This is a genomic window from Sulfitobacter sp. JL08 (assembly GCF_003352045.1).
In the GTDB taxonomy this organism is placed as follows: Bacteria; Pseudomonadota; Alphaproteobacteria; order Rhodobacterales; family Rhodobacteraceae; genus JL08.
Genome location: NZ_CP025815.1, coordinates 3271029 through 3290048, shown reverse-complemented (window position 1 = coordinate 3290048; position 19020 = coordinate 3271029). Strand labels below are relative to the sequence as shown.

Annotated in this window: 17 protein-coding genes; 7 read left to right on the top strand and 10 right to left on the bottom strand. The window is 59.4% G+C overall.

The window, feature by feature from the left end:
- Position 1: 1 nt before the first annotated feature.
- The 6 genes from C1J05_RS16210 to C1J05_RS16185 all read right to left on the bottom strand — a co-directional run bounded on the left by C1J05_RS16210 (position 2) and on the right by C1J05_RS16185 (position 7517).
- Positions 2 to 1363 carry a tetratricopeptide repeat protein gene (locus C1J05_RS16210; RefSeq protein WP_114871155.1) on the bottom strand — a complete coding sequence of 454 codons (1362 nt, stop codon included), beginning with the start codon at positions 1361 to 1363 and terminating at the stop codon, positions 2 to 4.
- 169 nt (positions 1364 to 1532) lie between these two features.
- Positions 1533 to 2738 carry a CaiB/BaiF CoA transferase family protein gene (locus C1J05_RS16205; protein ID WP_114871154.1) on the bottom strand — a complete coding sequence of 402 codons (1206 nt, stop codon included), beginning with the start codon at positions 2736 to 2738 and terminating at the stop codon, positions 1533 to 1535.
- Positions 2722 to 4326 (bottom strand): thiamine pyrophosphate-binding protein, encoded by a 1605-nt coding sequence (locus C1J05_RS16200; RefSeq protein ID WP_114871153.1) that lies wholly within the window; start codon positions 4324 to 4326, stop codon positions 2722 to 2724. Before C1J05_RS16200 ends, C1J05_RS16205 begins: the two co-directional genes overlap by 17 nt.
- A 200-nt stretch (positions 4327 to 4526) precedes the next feature.
- Positions 4527 to 5090, bottom strand: a complete 564-nt coding sequence (locus C1J05_RS16195; RefSeq protein ID WP_114871152.1) for a GcrA family cell cycle regulator — start codon at positions 5088 to 5090, stop codon at positions 4527 to 4529.
- 148 nt (positions 5091 to 5238) lie between these two features.
- Complete coding sequence (locus tag C1J05_RS16190) at positions 5239 to 6498, bottom strand: MFS transporter (protein ID WP_114871151.1); 1260 nt, start codon at positions 6496 to 6498, stop codon at positions 5239 to 5241.
- Positions 6499 to 6626: 128 nt separating this feature from the next.
- Positions 6627 to 7517 carry a DMT family transporter gene (locus tag C1J05_RS16185; protein ID WP_114871150.1) on the bottom strand — a complete coding sequence of 297 codons (891 nt, stop codon included), beginning with the start codon at positions 7515 to 7517 and terminating at the stop codon, positions 6627 to 6629.
- A gap of 285 nt (positions 7518 to 7802) precedes the next feature.
- Between C1J05_RS16185 and C1J05_RS16180 the strand changes: the two genes are divergently transcribed.
- The 3 genes from C1J05_RS16180 (at position 7803) to C1J05_RS16170 (ending at position 11547) form a co-directional block, all read left to right on the top strand.
- Positions 7803 to 8969, top strand: a complete 1167-nt coding sequence (locus tag C1J05_RS16180; RefSeq protein ID WP_114872385.1) for an aspartate aminotransferase family protein — start codon at positions 7803 to 7805, stop codon at positions 8967 to 8969.
- 85 nt (positions 8970 to 9054) lie between these two features.
- Positions 9055 to 9981 (top strand): ornithine carbamoyltransferase, encoded by a 927-nt coding sequence (gene argF, locus C1J05_RS16175; protein ID WP_114871149.1) that lies wholly within the window; start codon positions 9055 to 9057, stop codon positions 9979 to 9981.
- 12 nt (positions 9982 to 9993) lie between these two features.
- Positions 9994 to 11547, top strand: coding sequence for an acetolactate synthase large subunit (locus C1J05_RS16170; RefSeq protein WP_114871148.1), 1554 nt, complete (start codon positions 9994 to 9996; stop codon positions 11545 to 11547).
- Here C1J05_RS16170 and C1J05_RS16165 read toward each other — a convergent pair.
- Positions 11544 to 12098: a sugar O-acetyltransferase gene (locus C1J05_RS16165; protein WP_114871147.1), complete on the bottom strand. Its 555-nt coding sequence runs from the start codon at positions 12096 to 12098 to the stop codon at positions 11544 to 11546. The genes C1J05_RS16170 and C1J05_RS16165 overlap by 4 nt on opposite strands.
- A gap of 12 nt (positions 12099 to 12110) precedes the next feature.
- Positions 12111 to 14552, bottom strand: a complete 2442-nt coding sequence (gene hrpB, locus C1J05_RS16160; RefSeq protein WP_114871146.1) for an ATP-dependent helicase HrpB — start codon at positions 14550 to 14552, stop codon at positions 12111 to 12113.
- A gap of 117 nt (positions 14553 to 14669) precedes the next feature.
- Between hrpB and meaB the strand changes: the two genes are divergently transcribed.
- The 4 genes from meaB to C1J05_RS16140 all read left to right on the top strand — a co-directional run bounded on the left by meaB (position 14670) and on the right by C1J05_RS16140 (position 17117).
- On the top strand, positions 14670 to 15656 hold the full coding sequence (meaB, locus tag C1J05_RS16155) for a methylmalonyl Co-A mutase-associated GTPase MeaB (RefSeq protein WP_114871145.1): 987 nt from the start codon (positions 14670 to 14672) through the stop codon (positions 15654 to 15656).
- 165 nt (positions 15657 to 15821) lie between these two features.
- Positions 15822 to 16109, top strand: coding sequence for a 50S ribosomal protein L28 (gene rpmB / locus C1J05_RS16150; protein WP_114872384.1), 288 nt, complete (start codon positions 15822 to 15824; stop codon positions 16107 to 16109).
- Between the two features lie 113 nt (positions 16110 to 16222).
- Positions 16223 to 16579, top strand: a complete 357-nt coding sequence (locus C1J05_RS16145) for a hypothetical protein (RefSeq protein ID WP_162798116.1) — start codon at positions 16223 to 16225, stop codon at positions 16577 to 16579.
- 43 nt (positions 16580 to 16622) lie between these two features.
- Positions 16623 to 17117, top strand: coding sequence for a copper chaperone PCu(A)C (locus tag C1J05_RS16140; protein ID WP_114872383.1), 495 nt, complete (start codon positions 16623 to 16625; stop codon positions 17115 to 17117).
- Here the strand turns inward: C1J05_RS16140 and C1J05_RS16135 are convergent.
- Both C1J05_RS16135 and C1J05_RS16130 read right to left on the bottom strand, forming a co-directional pair.
- Complete coding sequence (locus C1J05_RS16135; RefSeq protein ID WP_114871143.1) at positions 17114 to 17806, bottom strand: NAD-dependent deacylase; 693 nt, start codon at positions 17804 to 17806, stop codon at positions 17114 to 17116. The genes C1J05_RS16140 and C1J05_RS16135 overlap by 4 nt on opposite strands.
- Before the next feature lie 198 nt (positions 17807 to 18004).
- Entirely contained in the window at positions 18005 to 18973 is a 969-nt protein-coding gene (locus C1J05_RS16130; RefSeq protein ID WP_114871142.1) for a LysR family transcriptional regulator, read from the bottom strand.
- Between the last annotated feature and the right edge of the window lie 47 nt (positions 18974 to 19020).

Below are 19020 nucleotides of genomic sequence, written 5' to 3'. Positions count from 1 at the left end.
GCTATTGCGCCGGAATTCGGCTGGCGTCCAGTCTTGCTGCGTCCAGTGCGGCAAAACGGCTGGCGGCAAAAGCATCTTCGGCGCCGCCGCGCCGCACCAGCCTGTGCGTCAGGATTGCCTCGGTCTGATCGAACTGACCCGCGCGCAGGCCAGCATCAATGGTGATCCGTTCGAACACATCGCGCTGGGCGTGGCTGCCCCCGATGGTTTGCATCTTGGGACGGGCCGCGGCCAGCTGGCGGAACGCTTCGCCGTAATGCCCTTCGGCAAATGCAGTCAGGCCAGATGCGGCTGCGACACCGGGATCGGCCGCGATCTGGTTCATCTCACCGGGCGCTTGTGCGCTGGAGGCAAAGCGCCCCAAAAGGGCCTGGGCATCTGAGGGTCTTTTGTCGCCGGTCAGGGCAAGCATGTAATGAAGATCAGCAAAAACAACACATCCGTCATCGGTTCGCTTTTGTGCCAGATCAGCAAGCTCGCCCCAGCGGTCGCCCACTGCGATGCCTTCCAGTTCCAGCCGCATCAACAGCGATGTTGCATTGGCAATGTCGCGATAATCATCTGTTTTGTCATGCCGGATTTTCTGATCGTAAAGATCAAGCACCTGATCCTGTTCGCCCAGATCAAGGTGCAACAGCGCCTTGTGCCACCAGACATGATACCGGAAATTGTTGCAGTGCAGCCACGCGCTGTCATAATCCTCGATCAGTTTTATGCCGCCTGCGGAACGTCCGGTCATGTCAAAAACATGGGTGACTGCGTGCAGCCCCCATGCGTCGTCCTTTGCATGTTCAAGCCCGATCAGGCCCTGTTTTTCTGCTTTTGCATATTCGCCGGCCTCTTCCAGCGCGAAAGCATGACAGCCAAGCGCATATCCACGGCAGGGGTGTTCTTCACCGTGCGCGGGCAACACCGCTTCGACAGAGCGCAACATGCCGGGACCGTCGCCCAGAATGAACCGGATCGCGTGGCTGACCTTCATTGAAAGCGTGTCAGCGGGGTTTTGGGCCAGAATCTTTTCCATTTCTGAAATGGCGCCGCTGGGTCTGCCTGCCAGCCAGGCCTCCAGCGCGGTGATCCAGCCCCGTTCGCGGAAAGTACGGCCCGAAATGGGGGCAGCATGGCGCGCGGCGCGCAGCGCTGTGCGGGCGGTGTCCATCAACTCGCGTCGCCCCATCATTATCGAAAACAGCCCGCGCGCGGCATGGCCCATTGCAAAATCAGGTTCGCGATCCAGAACGGCAGCCAGCCGAACGGGGGTGTCCGTGCCATGCGCCAGAAAGGCCAGAACCATCGCGTTCCAGTCTTCCAGCGCTTCCGCTTTCGTCAAAGTCACGTCACTATTACAGATGTCTGTGGCCATGCGGCCCTCCTGACAGAATACCAATAGGGTTTGTGTGTACTGTGTTTATGCCGCAAAAAAAGAGATGGTGCGCACCTCACACGCAACCGTGAAGCGGATCGCGGACTTCGTGAATAGGAGTGAACAGATCGGCGTGATTCAGCCGGTTTTATTACGATCTGCCCAGCCTTTAGGCGTCTTTCGGATCAAGCAGACTGTCCAGTATTTCATCCGTATGCTGGCCAAAATGCGGTGGTGCCATCCGGTATTGGACGGGGGTGCGTGAAAATCGCAAGGGATTGCCCAGCAGGCGCACCTGGCCTCCATCAACTCCGGGACAATCCGCGCTGACGACCATTTCGCGTGCTTCTGCCTGATCCGACGTCAATGCCTGCTCTACATTCAGAATCGGGCCTACCGGTACGCCGACAGAGTTCAACCGCTCCAATATCTCGGCCACCGGCAGCTTTTCCAGCGCAGGGTGCAGATGCCCCATCAACGCTTCGCGGTGTTGCAGACGCATCGAATTTGTCGCGTAATCCGGGTTTGCCGAAAGATCGGTAAGACCGATAACATCGCAAAAACGTGCGAACTGGGCATCGTTGCCGACGGCGATCAGAACATGGCCATCCGCCCCTGCAAACGCATCATAGGGCACGATATTTGGATGCGCATTGCCGCGACGTTGCGGCAACTGGCCGGATGCCAGAAAATTCGTACCTTCGTTGATCAGCCAGGCCATCTGCGCATCAACCAGCGACAGATCGATATGTTGGCCTTGTCCTGTTGCGTCCCGGTGGCGCAGCGCAGCCAGTATGCCGACGGTCGCGTACATGCCGCACATCACGTCCGCGATGCCAACGCCCACTTTCATCGGTGGCCCGTCCGGTGCGCCTGTCAGGCTCATGATGCCGCCATAGCCCTGCGCCATCAGATCGTAACCGGGGCGGTTGCGGTTGGGGCCGGTCTGGCCGAACCCGGAAATGGAACAATAGACCAGTCCGGGATGGGCCGCACACAGCGTCCGGTGATCCAGCCCGTATTTCACCAACCCGTCCGGTTTGTAGTTCTCGATCACTACATCAGCGCGTGCGGCCAGCCTGCGCACGGTCTGTTGGCCGTCTTTCGTTGCAATATCGATTGCCACAGATTTTTTGTTGCGGTTCGCGGCCATGAAATAAGCGCTGAGATCGGTGTCTTTTCCGTCCACTCCCGGTGCATAAGGCGGCCCCCAGCCGCGCGTATCATCGCCATCGGTTTTGGGGTTTTCAATCTTGATCACCGTGGCCCCCAGATCGCCCAGCAATTGCGTTGCAGTCGGCCCGGCCAGAATGCGCGTCAGATCAAGCACAATCAGCCCGTCAAGTGCCATCGGTGTGTCAGATACGTCCGTCATAACTGTTCCGTTCGATGATGGCGGCGATCACGGTGAATGTGTCAGCCGATTGCGCGGTTTCCAGTGCCTCGCGCAATTCAGCCCGCGAAGTTACGGTATGACCGGCCCCTCCGAAAGCGGCCCCCATTGCCGCGAAATCGTGATGCCCGAAATCGACACCCTGATTGGACATCTGGCGCGCCCGCTGTTTCATTTCGATCAGGGAAAGGGATGCATCGACAAAGACGACAAATATGGTGTTCAGGCCCAGTTCCGCGGCGGTGCTCAATTCGCCGGCCACCATCAGGAACCCCGCATCGCCGGAAAACGAAACAACCGGCCTGTCCGGTTCCACAAGTGACATGCCCATCGCCAGCGGCAGGGCGCAGCCCATCGTGCACAATGCGGTGGATTGCACCAATCCGCGCGGTTCGTAACATTCCCACATCTGCGACAGCAAAATACGATGCGCGCCGCTGTCCACACTGGCCAGTGTGTCGCGCGGCAGGGTCTTGCGGCATTCGTTGATGATTGCGGCCGGTCCCCAGCCTTCGTCCTGAGGAAAGGCATTGGCCAATTCGGCCTTGACGCGTGCGACTTCTCCGTCTTGCCAGGTGGTTTGCGGCGACACGTTGTCGCCAATCGCGTTCAGCGTTGCCGTACAGTCGGCTATGAAATTCAGTGTCGCCTGATGCATGTAATGGTGATTGGGTTCGGCAATGATATCGATCATGTTGGTGACCGAGGCATCCCAGACATTGCGCCAGCCCGGGCGCATTTCGATCGGATCATAGCCGACACCGATAATCAGATCAGACTGTTCCACCAGTTTCAGCAGGACCGCGTCAGCCTTGGGGGAAAGGCCGGCACCGCCCAGTGCCAGATCGTGGTCTTCCGCGATCAACCCCTTGGCCTTGTATGTGGTGATGACGGGTGCGCCGAATGTCTCGGCAAAGGACAACAGCGCAGTGGCCGCGTTCTGGTTCATTGCATCGACACCGGCCACAACAAGCGGCCTTCTGGCGTTTGCAAGCATGGCGCGGGCCCGTTCCAGATCGGGGCCGCTTGGGGCTGTCGGGGATGCATCTGTACGGCAGGTTGGCACAATGCCGGTCACAAGCGCATCCGCGACTTCGACGGGGACATCTATATGGACCGGTCCGGGTCTGCCTTCTGTGGCGATGGCAACGGCCTTGTCTGCGATCGTGTGTGCGGCCCCCTGGGACAGCGTAAAAGTGGCTTTGGTAATGGCGCGAAACACGCGCGTTTGATCCAGAACCTGATGCGTATAGGTCTGTGCCTCGTCTGCATCAACGCAGCCTGTCAGCACGATCATCGGAACGCGATCCTGATGTGCGTTGGCCACGACATTCAGGCCGTTCAATGCGCCGGGCCCGACTGTGGCCACCAGGATGCCGGGTGCGCCATCGCGATGATAGACACCTTCGGCCATGAACCCGGCGGCATTTTCATGCTTGGCCAGAATGAACCTGATCCCGGCGCGTTGAAGCGCATCAACAAGGGTCAGCACTTCTCCTCCGGGCATACCAAACGCATGGCGGCAACCGGCCTTGTACAACCGTTTGGCAATGGCATCGGCTGCGCGCATTTTTTCAGGTGCGGAATAAGTCAATGTGAACCTCGGGCTGGATTGCGAATTCAACACAGCTTTCTCATGAGGGCCGTTGGGTCGCAACTCCTATTCACGCAGAGGTGTAGAGCGCGGCAATTCAATCAAAAAGCCCGACCCGCATGAAGCAGGCCGGGCTTTTCCGTATTTTCAGCAAAAAGAAGCGGTTGTAACGCGTGTTAGCGTTTACGGTCGCGTCGCGCGCTCATTGGTTGGAAGGCAACGCCGACATGGGCTTCGCAATAGGGCTTGCCGGCTTTGACCGGAAGACCACAGAACCAGAAATCATCTGTCGCAGGATCACCGACAGGCCATTTGCAGGTCCGTTCGGTCAATTCCATCAGCGTCAGCCGTTTGGCCTTTTTTTCGATTTCGCTGACCTTGGCCAGCGCTTCGGGGCTGATTTCATTGGCGGAAGGTTGTGGTGGCAGGGGCTGACCGGCGGGAATGATCTGCTTGCGGATCGGCAGAACGGGCTTGGGCGGTTCGGGTTGTTCTTCGGTCTGCACGTCTGGCTTTGGTGCAGATTTGGGTTTGGCCTCGGCTTTTGCGGCGGGTTTCGCCTTGGGTTCGGCTTTGGCTGTGCCGCCGCTGCCTGCGCGGTTCGACAGCCCCAGACGGTGCACCTTGCCGATAACAGCGTTCCGGGTAACGCCCCCCAGTTCCTTTGCAATCTGGCTTGCGGATTGGCCTTCGCCCCACATCTTCTTGAGTATCTCTACGCGCTCATCTGTCCAGGACATGGGGCTTTCCTTAGCTAAAAAGCGGCCCCGTTGTGGACCGCCCTTAAAAATCGTGTCAGCGACCTATTCTAATCACTGCGGGACGAGTTACAAGGCGTCTTGCACACGCAATGCCGATCAATGCGGTTTTGCCGATGCCGCCGCAATCTCAGACAGACGGGGCATCCGGCGTCATGGGCAATGCAGGTGCGCGTGGCGGTTCCATCGAAACGCGGGCCTGACCCAGCCGGGGATGCAGGCGCGATGCGATGGCCCACGCCCCAAACATGGCCAGACCGCCAACCAAGAAAATGCCGGACGTGGGGGCGACAATCAGCACCAGCCATGCCCCACCCGGCGTCAGAATGCCCGATACGTCGCGAAAACTGGAATAGACGGCGGACATTTCTGTTCGTTCCGACGGCTTGACTGCCATCAGAAATGGCAATCCGCCGCACACATCCAGAACGATCAGAAAGAAAGATCCCAACATCAGCGCAGCCACACTTATGGCAGGCCAACCGGACAAAACCGCAGCCGCGCAAAACGTGATGCCCGCCAGCGCAAATCCGGTCTGAACCGATTGGCGCAATGAACGCCGCAGCATCCAGCGCAGGATCAGCGGGGCTGAAAACAGACAGGCATTGGTTGCCGAAAGCAGGATGCCGCCCAGTTGGTCGCTCAGCCCGTTCTCGATTGCGAAAATCGGCAGGTAAACGACATAAATCCACCAGCCGCATGACCGGATCACCGCAAACAGCCAACCCGCAACCAGCCTTGGTTGCACAAAAAAGCGGGTCAGGAACGCGACGGGATTGGGGGCCGGCGCGCGCGCCCGTGTGATGAGTTTGCCGTTCCCCAGACGCAAGTACCAGAACATTGCCAGCATCGAGGCGCAGGAAAAAGCCGCGATCAGAAACGGCAGGGCGGGCCACCAAGCGTATAACAGAACGCCGATTGCGGGGCCTGCCGTCCAGCCTGCGGCGCTGTAGAGCATCCGCGACGTTTCACATTTTCCAAGATCAATCTTGGCGATGTAATCCAGCACGTAGGCGTTAAAGCAGACAAAAGTGACAACGATGGCGACTGTGTTCAAACCGACCGCGACAACAACGGCTGCGGGCGTGTCCAGAATAGCTATAAGCGATCCGGAAATATACATGACAGCGCCGCATGTATACATCCAGCGGCGTGGCAGAAACCTGATCAGCCATGGCACCATCAAGCCCACAAGAAGCGAAACAACACCAAAGACAAAATAGATGCTGGATACAAGCTGGGCATCCCCAAGCGTGCGATACATCAAGAGCGGAATGACCGAAATCAGAATGCCGCGCGCCACCGCCTCAAGCCCGGCCAGAACCGCAAAACCGCGCACGCTGGGGGCCGGCGCGTGACGCAACCATTCGGGAATACGACGTTCATGCATTGTTCAGGCCTTGGTGTTTTGCGGCCAAAGTGGCGAAATACTGTGCCGAATGCGCCCTTGTTTGCGACAGGCTTGCGACGGCTTTGAACCATCCAAGGGCCACAAAACGCGATCCGGGCATGGGGAAGTCAGGTTCTTTTGCGCCGCAACTGGCTTTCACGCAGCGCCAAAAGCAGCGCACCCGCCAGAATGATCATAGAGCCCAGAACGCTGATGCCGTCCGGTATGACATCAAACACTGCAAAGTCATAAAGCGTTGCAAACACAAGCGTGGCATAGCTGAACGGGGCGACAAAGCTAGCATCCGCACGCGCCATGCCGTTGACGAACAGCGCCTGTGCCGTCGCCATCAAGATGCCAAGTGCGGCCAGCGCGCCCCATTGCGCGGGTGTGGGCACTTGCCAGACAGACACGACGGCGACGGATGCAATGCAGACACCCAGGGTGTTGTTGACCAGCAATATCTGGAACGGGTTTTCGCGGCGTGTCAGTTTCTTGATAAAAATCAGCTCAAGCCCCATGATCATGGCCGCCCCCAATGCCAGCAATGCCGCCGGTTGAAAACTGTCCGGTGCCGGGCGCAGCAGGATCATGGCACCCGCCAGAGCGATGGCCGCAGCAGACCAGCGAATTTGGCCGACGCGTTCGCCCAACAGCGGAATGGCCAGGATCATCGCAAAGGCCGGATTGAGAAATGTGATGGCAGTTGCATCGGATAACGGGATGAAGGCAACCGATGCAAACATAAGCGTGACGCCCAGCCAGCCAGACAGGGTGCGCCCGATATGCAGCCCCCAATGGGGTTTGCCAAGAACCGGGCGCACAGCGGTTGCAATCATGGCAATGCTGACAAATGCGAACAGGAACCGGCCATGGCTGATCTGCAACGGATGCAGGGGTGGTCCCAACGTGTCGGTGCCCAGCATTTTTGCCAACAGGGTCGTGGACGCGATAAAGGCGGTGGCCGCCCCGATCAGGGCCGCCGCCAGCGCCGGATTGTTCTGTTTGGCTGCATACATTGCAGCGCTATGACAAGGCTTTGCACAGCGCGCAAGCCCCGGATTGCAAGGTGGTTTGAGCGGGTAGGGCAGGGTCGTAGTTTTTGCTTTTCACAACGGGCGTGTTGGGCTAGACACGCGCCATGAATGATCTGGTTTCCCTTGCGTTCTTGCGACGCCGAACCACCCGCGCCTGACCCGCGCGCGATCCTGTATGGCGGCTTGCCAGCCGCCCTGTTTGCATAAATATTGATCCAACTGCACGAATACATTCTGTTCGGCCCGACTTTCAAAAGGACAGCCAAAATGATCCCTTCCGTACTTCCGACCTATTCGCGTGCGCCGCTTTCTTTTACCGAAGGCGCCGGTTCCTGGCTGGTCGAGGCGGATGGCCGACGGTTTCTGGATCTGGGTGCGGGTATTGCCGTGAATGCGCTGGGCCATGCCCATCCTGCTCTTGTCGCCGCGCTCACCGATCAGGCACAGAAACTCTGGCACACGGCCAATCTCTACAACATTCCCAACCAGACGGCGCTGGCGGATCTTCTGGTTGCCCATACGTTCGCGGATACCGTTTTTTTCACAAACTCCGGCACCGAGGCTTGCGAACTGGCGGTCAAGATGGTGCGCAAGTACTGGTACGAAAAGGGCCAGCAGGATCGTGTCGACATTATCACCTTCGCCGGGGCTTTTCACGGGCGCTCAGCGGCGGCCATAGCAGCCGCCGGATCCGAAAAGATGACGAAGGGCTTTGGCCCTCTTTTGCCGGGATTTGTGCATCTGGACTGGGCTGATCACGATGCTTTGCGCGCCGCGATCGGCGATACCACCGCCGCGATCCTGATCGAACCGGTGCAGGGCGAAGGCGGCATCCGCCCGCTTCCCGATCAATGCCTCAAGGGCTTGCGTGATCTGTGTGACGAACACGGCATCCTTCTGGTTCTGGATGAGGTGCAATGCGGCGTCGGGCGCACTGGCAAGCTGTTTGCGCATGAATGGGCGGGGATCGAACCCGATATCATGATGGTGGCCAAGGGCATCGGGGGCGGTTTTCCCCTCGGGGCCGTGCTGGCGCGTGAAAATGCGGCCTCGGGGATGACGGCCGGTACGCACGGGTCCACCTATGGCGGAAATCCGTTGGGCTGTGCTGTCGGACGGGCTGTTCTTGAAATCGTTGCAGACCCGGATTTTCTGGCGGATGTCAGCCGCAAGGCGGGTTTCCTGCGGCAAAGGCTCGAAGGTCTGGTGGCAGCGCATCCCGATGTCTTTGACAGCGTGCGCGGTGTCGGTCTGATGATGGGGCTGAAATGCAGGAAAGCGAACACAGATGTGGTGGCGGCTGCATACGATCAAAACCTGCTGACGGTTCCGGCCGCAGACAATGTCGTGCGCCTTCTGCCTGCGCTGAACATTTCAGATCAGGATCTGGCAGAAGCGGTCGATCGACTGGATCGCGCCGCCGCCACACTTTAAGCCGCTTTTGCTTCACTTTTTCACAAATACTTTGGGGGGCCGGGGGTAAAACCCCCGGTCGTACCGGACGAGCAAAGAGACTGATATGAAACATTTTCTGGATATCCACAAAACTGATCCAACCGATCTGCGCACGATGATTGACAGTGCCGCAGCCATGAAAAAGGCGCGCAAGGGGCGGCTTCGGGGGATGCCCGATGACGATCAGCCGCTGGCCGGGCATATCGTGGCGCTGATTTTCGAAAAGCCGTCGACCCGCACCCGGGTGTCTTTTGATGTCGGAACCCGTCAGATGGGGGGCACCACCATGGTTCTGTCCGGCAATGACATGCAGTTGGGCCACGGCGAAACAATCGCTGATACGGCGCGCGTTCTCAGCCGATATGTGGACCTGATCATGATCCGCACCTTTGACGAGGCGGTTTTGACAGAAATGGCAGAATATGCCGATGTTCCGGTGATCAACGGGCTGACGGATCGCACACATCCCTGCCAGATCATGGCCGACATCCAGACGTTTGAAGAACATCGTGGCCCGATCAAGGGCAAAAAGGTTGTCTGGACCGGTGACGGCAACAATGTCTGCGCCTCTTTCATTCATGCAGCGGGCCAGTTCGGTTTCGATCTGACCTTCACCGGCCCGCCGACGCTGGACCCCGAACAGGGTTTCGTCGAGGAGGCGCGCGCAAAGGGCGTGCAAATCGAGATTGAACGCAATCCCGAGATCGCCGTGGCTGGGGCTGATCTGGTCGTGACCGATACCTGGGTATCGATGCATGATGCGCAATCCGCGCGGGAACGGCGCCACAACCAGTTGCGCCCCTATCAGGTCAATGAACGGCTGATGGGCTTTGCCAAACCCGATGCATTGTTCATGCATTGTCTGCCTGCCCACCGAGAGGACGAGGCAACAAGCGCTGTCATGGATGGCCCGCATTCGGTTATTTTCGACGAAGCCGAAAACAGGTTGCATGCGCAAAAGGCGATCATGCGCTGGTGTCTGGGCGTGTAGGGGGCGTACGGGATGAACGGGGCAGAAACACTGGTGCGCACCTTGTTGGAGAACGGGGTAGACACCTGTTTTGCCAATCCCGGTACGTCCGAAATGCATTTTGTGGCGGCGCTGGATGAAAACCCCGACATGCGGTGCATCCTGTGCCTGTTCGAAGGTGGCACGACAGGGGCCGCTGACGGATATGCCCGCATGACGGGCAATGTTGCTGCTACATTGCTGCATCTTGCGCCCGGGTTCGGCAACGCCTTTGCCAATCTGCACAACGCGCGCAAGGGCGGCAGCGGTATTGTCAACATTGTCGGGGACCATGCCAGCTATCATTTGAAATATGAAAGCCCGCTGAAAGGCAATGTCGAAGGGATCAGTGCTGCCGTATCGCACTGGACACGCACCTGTCAGAATGCCCGATCCGTTGCCTTGGACGGGGCGGCTGCCATAACGGCGGCGCGTTCAGGCGGCGGGCAGATAGCGACCTTGATCCTGCCTGCCGATACAGCTTGGGAGCCGGGCGGTGATGTTGCCGTTTGCGCACCCGTTCCGGAACCGCGTTTGCCGGGGGCCGACCGGATTGCGGCAGCGGCCGAGGTTCTGCGCAATCCCGGCGCCTGCCTGATGGTGGGGCGCGATGCGCTTTACGGCCGGTTGCGTCGGATTGCCGGACAGATCGCGCATGAAACTGGGTGTCGGCTGATGTCCGACACGGCTGTGCCTCGGCTCGAGCGCGGCGGCGGATCGGTGCAGATTGAACCGCTGGTCTATCATATCGACGGAAAACTGGGACAGCTTGAACAGGCAAGCCACATTGTATTGTGCGGCCTTCACCGGCCGGTCGCCTTTTTTGCGTACCCCGGAAAACCCAGCCTGCCGGAACCGGCAGATTGTCAGGTCCATTCCCTGTGTGATCCCGGTATGGACATAGCGGGCACGTTGTACGCGCTTGCGCAGACACTCGGCATTTCGGACGATGCGCCGGCGGACATTGTACCGCTGGAATTGCCCGCGCTGCCTGAAGGAACGGTAACACTGGAAAAGGCGGGGGCTGCGATTGCGGCGCTGATGCCGGAAAACAGCATCATCGTGAATGAAAGCGTCACGGCATCGTTTCCGTTGCTCTCCGCCACGCGTACGGCCCGTCCGCATGATCTGCTGGCGACAACCGGTGGCGCAATTGGCCAGTGTTTGCCCTGTGCGACCGGCGCCGCGGTGGCGTGCCCGGATCGTCAGGTCATTGCGCTAAGTGGTGACGGATCGGCGATGTACACGCTGCAATCGCTGTGGACGATGGCGCGTGAACACCTGAACGTGGTTGTTATCGTGATTGCCAATCGCGGTTATCAGATTCTGCACGGAGAATTGAAAGCTGTCGGTGTGGACAGCGTCGGACGCAATGCGCACCGCATGTTCGATCTGGTTGATCCGGATCTGGACTGGGTTGCTCTGGCGCAGGGCCATGGTGTGCCGGCAGCGCGCGCCACGTCGATGGAGGCGTTCAATAATGCCTTGACCAAGGGGTTGGACACCAACGGTCCTTTTCTGATCGAACTGGTGGTTCCTGCGGATTAAGCGGTGATTTCGCGCGCAGGATTGCCGGCGACAGTGGCACCGGCAGCAACATCGCGGGTCACGACACTGCCCGCGCCTATGATGGCTCCATCGCCGATGGATATGCCAGCAGGCAGGATCGCACCACCGCCGATCCAGACATCCTGACCAATCCGCACAGGGCGCGCCACCTCTAGCCCGGCGCGACGTTTTGCAACCTCTTTATGATGTTCGGCGCAATACACATGCACGCCGGGCCCCAGCATGGATCGATCCCCGATGCTGACCGGGCCGGTATCGAGTATGATGCAACCCGCATTCAGGTAAACAGCGTCACCCAAGGTGATGTTGATGCCGTAGGCACAATGAAACGGGGCTTCGATCATTGTATCTTGTCCGACAGAGGCCAGAAGCGCAGCCAGTTCGGGCGCGATCGCGCCGCGTTTTTCGGGGGCGGTTGTATTGTGCCTGTGAACCGCATTTCGTGCGCGGTCACGCATCCGTTCCAGTTCCGGGTCCAGACAGGTGTACCAGTGGCCGTTTTTCATTTTATCAAGCTCTGACCGGCCCATTTTAAACCCTCTCTATGTTCCGCGCGGTTTGGCCCGGGTCGTCGGGGTGGCAACGGTTGGATCTTCGGGCCAGGGGTGGCGCGGATAACGTCCGCGCATGTCCTTGCGCACATCCTGATAGGAACTGGCCCAGAAACCCGGCAGGTCCATCGTGACCTGAACAGGGCGCTGCGCCGGTGACAGCAATGTCATCTTGAGCGGTGTCCCCGCGATGTCCGGGTGGCGGGTAACGCCGAACAGTTCCTGCAGCTTTATCGCAATTTCCGGTTGCCTCGTGCTATAGTCGATCGCGACTTTGCGCCCCAGCGGAGTGATGAAATGTGCCGGCGCCAGCCTGTCCAGCATTTGAAGTTGATCCCAGTTCAACGCGGCCCGCAACGCAGGCAGCAAATCAAACCGTTTCCAGTCATCCGCCGTGCGCACGCCCCCAAGATGCGGCAACAACCAGTCGTCGATGGATGTGATAAGCCCGTCCGGCGACATGTCGGGCAGGGATGTGCCACCGGCGCGCACCAGTTCCACACGCGCAGCAAATTGCGCCGCGGCCCCGTCCAGAACAATGCCCAGGTCACGCACGCCTTGCAGCATTGCCTGTGCAATCTCGCTTTCCGATGCATCGCGCCAAATGCAGTCTTGCAAGACCAGTGCACCGAACTGTTCCTGTTGTCTGGTCAGAACGCGCCGGTCACGGCGGGACCATTCGCAAAGGTTCTGCCAGGTGATCCGGTCTTTGAAACACGCGCGCACCTCGCCTTCGGTGATCGCAATGGCAGCGCGGATGCGGGCCTCGCGCGGGTTGCCATCCAGATCGGGGGCAACAATCAGACGCGTAGACGCCAGCGGGTCGCCTTCGGGCATGACGACCCCTTTGCCACCGGACAGGATATAGCGCGGCGCATCGCCCGCACGGCGCAATCCGACGCGGTCAGGATAGGCCAGCGCGGCCATCTCGGCATCGCTTTTACCACCGTTTTTTGCCACGAACCGTTCCAGCCGTTTGGTATCCTGACGAATGCGCGCCATGACACCCTGCCGGATCTCGTAAGAACGGGATGTGCCGAACCGGCGCGGATCACGCACCGCTTCCAGACGCAGGCCAAGATCGACGGGGGCGTTTTTTAACACGTCCCGTTCAGCCAGAACCGCCGCAATCGGGGCCGCAGCCCTTCCGCTGATCAACAGCATATGTGCCAGTCGTGGATGCAAGGGGACTTCGGCCAGCGCCTTGCCATGGGCCGTGATGCGCCCCGCATCATCCAGCGCGCCCAGCAGGTTCAGCAAGGCCCGCGCTTCGGCATAGCTGCCCGGATTGGGCGCTGTCAGAAAGGCCAGATCGTCCAGCGTGCTTCCCCAGTTGGCCAGTTCCAGAGCGAGCCCGGCAAGATCGGCCACTTCGATTTCGGCGGGGGCAAATGCAGCCAGTGCGCCGTGTTCGCCCTTGGTCCAAAGCCTGTAACAGGTTCCCGCAGCGACACGCCCGGCCCGCCCTGTGCGCTGTATCGCCTCGGCTTGGCTGACCCGTTCGGTAACCAGCCGCGACATGCCGCTGCCCGGATCGAACCGCGTGCGCCGCGCAAGTCCGGCGTCGATCACTACCTGCACGTCCTCGATCGTCAGCGAGGTTTCGGCAATGGATGTGGCCAGTACGATCTTGCGGGTGGTTCTGTCTGGCGAAATGGCTGCACGTTGCGCGGCGAATTCCATCGCGCCGAACAGCGGGCGCACGGTGTATTCCGGCGGGGTACGACCTTTCAGGGTGGCTTCGACCCGGCGGATTTCCCGTTCACCCGGCAAAAAGACCAGAATACCGCCGTCGGTTTCCTGTGTTGCCTGCAGAACGGCATCGGCCACCAGCGATTCCAACCGCATCTTGGGCGCGGCGGGCCGTTCCGCCCAACGGATATCGACCGGAAAGCTTTGCCCTTGTGACGTGATCACCGTGGCATCCATCAAATCCGCGACCGGGCCGGCATCCAGCGTGGCTGACATGACAACAAGATGCAGGTCAGGCCGCAGGGCGCCGGCGATTTCAAGACACAGCGCCAGTCCCAGATCGGCGTTCAGCGAACGTTCGTGGAATTCGTCAAAGATAACGGCGCTCACGCCGGGCAGATCGGGCTGGCTCTGGATCATCCGGGTCAGAATGCCTTCGGTCACGACCTCGACACGGGTGGATGCCGAAACCTTTGACTCACCGCGCACCCGGTAGCCGATGGTTTGGCCGGCTTTTTCACCCAGGGTTTGCGCCATGCGTTCTGCGGCGGCACGTGCCGCCAGACGGCGGGGTTCAAGCATGATGATACGGCCATCACAGAACCCCGCCTGCAAAACAGCCAGAGGCACCCGGGTTGTCTTGCCCGCGCCGGGGGGCGCCTGAAGAACGACGCGTTTGTCGGTGCGAAGGGCGTCGACAACATCGGGCAACACGTCGTCAATGGGCAATCTGTCTTTCATATGCACCTTATCGGGCAGATTGGCGGGCGGGCCAAGTGCAACTGTGTCTGGACATCACGGGTCTGCTGCCGGACAAAAGGGAAACCGCAAAAGCCAATCACGAGGGCATGACGCAAAATGGATATCGCGCAACTGGCAAAAGGGATCATCGCAGGGCAGCGGCGCGCCCTTGCGCGGGGGATTACCCTGATCGAAAGCGGGCGCGCAGATCATCGTGTTGCGGCCGCCACGCTTTTGGAAAAGGTGAACACAACAGGGCGTCAGGCGATGCGGATCGGCCTGTCCGGTACACCGGGGGTGGGCAAATCCACATTTATTGAAACCTTCGGGACAATGCTGACAGGGCAGGGGTTGCGCGTTGCGGTACTGGCTGTTGATCCCAGTTCGGCACGCTCGGGCGGGTCCATATTGGGGGACAAGACCCGGATGGACCGGCTTAGCCGTGATCCCAACGCCTTTATCCGTCCTTCGCCCAGTCAGACCCATCTGGGCGGCGTGGCGCGTCGGACGCGCGAAGCGGTCCAACTGTGCGAAGCTGCCGGATTTGATGTGGTGCTGATCGAAACGGTGGGCGTCGGGCAATCGGAAACGGTTGTGTCCGAAATGACCGATCTGTTCGTCTTGCTGCTGGCCCCGGCAGGTGGTGACGAATTGCAGGGGGTCAAGCGCGGGATCATGGAAATGGCGGACCTGATCCTGATCAACAAGGCGGATGGTGATCTGAAGCAGGCGGCAATGCGCACCTGTGCAGATTATTCCGGCGCCTTGCGGCTGCTGCGCAAGCGCCCGCATGATCCCGACGGTTTTCCAAAGGCCATGATGGTTTCGGCTGTAGAGCAGACCGGTCTGGCCGAAGCCTGGGCCGAAATGGAGCATCTGGCCGAATGGCGCAAAGAGCAGGGGCACTGGCGCAACAGGCGCGCCGCGCAGGCACGGTATTGGTTCGAACAGGATGTACGCCAGAGCCTGCTTGCCGGTCTGGACAGGCCCGAGATTCAGGTGGAAATGAAACGTCTGGGACAGGCGGTGGCAGAAGGTGTCATGCCCGCGCATGAAGCAACGGAACAGGCGCTGGAACGTCTGCAAAGTCGTGCGGGCGAATAGGGCGGGCCGCATTTTTTCAAACCCGGGGCCGGAACACGACCTACCGGCTTGACCCGCGCCGCGATTCCCCCTAAAGCCAGCAAACGATTTTCCACGGACCGCCCTGCGGACCGTATGTTTTGGCTGCAATATCTGCCTGCCAATATTATGACAAAGGACAATGCCATGTCGCGCCGCTGCGAACTGACCGGAAAAGGCCCCATGTCGGGCAACAATGTCAGCCACGCCAAAAACCGCACCCGTCGCCGGTTTTTGCCGAACCTGAATGATGTTACACTGCAATCCGAAATCCTGAACCGGGGTATCAAGCTCAAGATTTCTGCCGCGGCCCTGCGCTCGGTCGATCACCGCGGCGGTCTGGATGCGTATCTGGCGAAAGCCAAGGACGAAGAGCTTTCGGATACTGCACTGAAAGTGAAAAAAGAAATTCGCAAAGCACAGGCAGCCGCCTGACCTTTGCCTGTGTCCGGCGCAAGCTGGGACGTATTGAAGCAGCTCCGCCCCGGCGGGGCTGTTTGTGTTTGTGGGCTGGGATGCCTGCGCCTATATCCTGAACCAAGATGATCATGATCCGCCATTCAATCAGCGCGCTTGTTGTTGCGCTTTTGGTTCTGACCGCGCAGTCGGCGGCTGTGGCGCGCGGGTCTTCCATGATTGCCGGTCAGATTGTGTTGTGCACCGGCACCGGCCCTGTGATCGTCAACACGGATCAGAATGGAACACCAGTCGGGCCGGCCCATATCTGCCCTGATTGCGTCATTTCATTTGGCGTCGACGTATTGCCGGTACTTGCGGCGGCGCAACCCGCATTTGCAGAGCTTGAATTGCACTGGGCCGGTCTGGACGCACTTGCCACGCAGACGGGTGCACCCGCGCACCGCGCGCGCGCTCCTCCGCTGTGTCGGATGTTGCCAAGCGGTTGATTTACAATCAAAACTACTAACTTTTTTGAAAAGGAGAGACATGATGTCTTTCAGAACCAGCGGCCTTGCCGCTCTGTGCGCGACTGCGGTCGCTTTTCCGGCCTTCGCAGGCGATGCGTCGTCGATCAAGATTGAAGACCCTTACGCTCGGGTGTCTTCGGCCTCGGCCAAATCGGGTGCTGCTTTCATGGTGGTCCAGAACACGGGCGCGACCGATGACAGGTTGATCGCGGCCCAAAGCGATGTGGCCAAAAAGACAGAGCTGCACACCCACAAACAAGACGCCAACGGCGTCATGCAGATGATGCATGTCGAAGAAGGCTTTGCCATTCCTGCGGGTGGCATGCACATGCTGGCGCGTGGCGGTGATCATGTCATGCTGATGGGGCTGAACCAGTCTCTTGCGCATGGGGATGTGGTAACTATCACCCTGACGTTCGATCAGGCCGGGGATGTTACTGTTGATATCCCTGTCGATCTGGAACGCAAACCGGATCATGGCGCGATGAACCATTCCGGCAGCAACACAGGCGGCTAAGTCTGTAAAAGACTGGCCACCCATGCTGGAACTGTTTGGGTGGCCAGACCGATATGTGCTGCATCAAAATGCGGCGCGACGTCTGTTTCATTCAGATTGAACGCGATCAGTTGGGCGCCGGAACGTGCCGCTTCCTGCGCAAATCCGGCGGCGGGATAAACCTGTCCCGATGTGCCGATGGCGGCAAAGATATCTGCGTTCTGCAATTGGGTTTCAATCTGGTCCAGCCCATAGGGCATTTCACCGAACCAGACGATATCAGGGCGGACGGAATGCGCCGCGCAGGATGGGCACCTGTCATCGACCGACAGGGATGTGGATGCGGGCCACCTGTGATCACACGCCCCGCACAAGGCGCTGTCGAGTTGTCCGTGCATGTGCAAGACCTGAGGTGATCCCGCCTTTTCATGCAGATTGTCGACGTTTTGTGTGATCAGAAAGACGGTGTGATCGCGCATGCGCTGCAATTTTGCAATCGCACTGTGCGCGGCGTTTGGAAGGACACTGGCAGCCTTGGCGCGTCGCGCATTGTAAAACGCGTGAACGCTGTCCGGATCACGGGCGAACCCTTGGGGCGATGCCACGTCTTCCAGCCGGTATTTTTCCCACAAACCGCCGCTGTCGCGGAACGTGCTAAGACCGCTTTCTGCCGAAACACCGGCGCCTGTCAGAATAACAATGTTGGTCATTTACCGCCCTCCTGATGTGGTTCTGCCCGGCTTTGGTTTTTCCAAATCTGTTCTCTGTTGTTGCCAAAACCCGGACCTGCGGGCTTGCTGTCGCACCGGGTTCGCCGCTTGATAATGTTTTGCACCCTTGAGCATACCATGACGCGCGCAACCTTAGTGACCAGCCATGTCCGACCAACACCGGCTGCGTTTGCGGCCCTAGCCTTCAAGCACCCGCAATTGCGTGCCCAGCCAGGGCAATTGCGCGCGCGAGGGTGTGATCATCTGGTCTTGTACCAGATGCCGGACGGTCTGCGCCACATCGCGCGGCACCTGATCGGCCCAATCCGAATTCGCGAACAGGGATATGGTACGCGAAAACGGTTTGAAGGGCAGCGGATGGACCGACAATTTATCGTGCAGACGTTTTGTTCGCATGAACCCCAGTTGCGTGGTGATCGTCCATCCTGTCTGTCGTGCGACCAGCGACATCAGGGATGGATGGCTGCCGATTTCAAACCGTTCGGCAAAGGTCAGTTTCTGCCGGGCAAGATGGGCTTCGATCTGGCGGCCGATCAGTTGTTGCCTGTCATAGCGAAGCAAAGGCAGACCGGAAAGCGGGGCCAGAATATCGTCGGCCCCGTCAGGGATCACACCTTTCGGCGCGACAAGCACAAAAGGATCACGAACCAGCGGATATTCCGTGACATCGTCGATCACTTCGCCGGTGCTGGCGGACACTGCGATATGAAGGCGGCGGTCTTTCATCGCAGCGTTGATTTCATGGCTGGGGGCGGTGACAAGTTTGAACCGGCATTTGGTCAGGCTGTCGGCAAGAATGCCAACCAGTCGCGGTGTCAGATCATTGTCAAAGTCGTCGATGATCCCAAGGCTGAGGGTGCTGAGATGGGTCAGATCCATCACTGTTAGTTCACTTTGCGCCACCCGCAATTCGCGCAGAACCGCCTCGGTCCGGATCAGAAAGCTGCGCCCCGCGGGCGTCAGGACCATCGGGCGTTTCCCGTGATCGACAAGATCAGCACCCAACGCCTTTTCCAGGTTGCGCAATTGCTGGCTGACCGCAGGCTGGCTCAGCCCTGTTTGTTGCGCCGCAACAGCGACAGAACCGCTTTCGGCCAGGGCTTCGAACACTTCCAGCCCGCGCAAGGTTACGCCCTTCATTACCACGACAGACCCCTTCCTAGTTTTGAAATTTGTGAAACTAAGGCCACCCT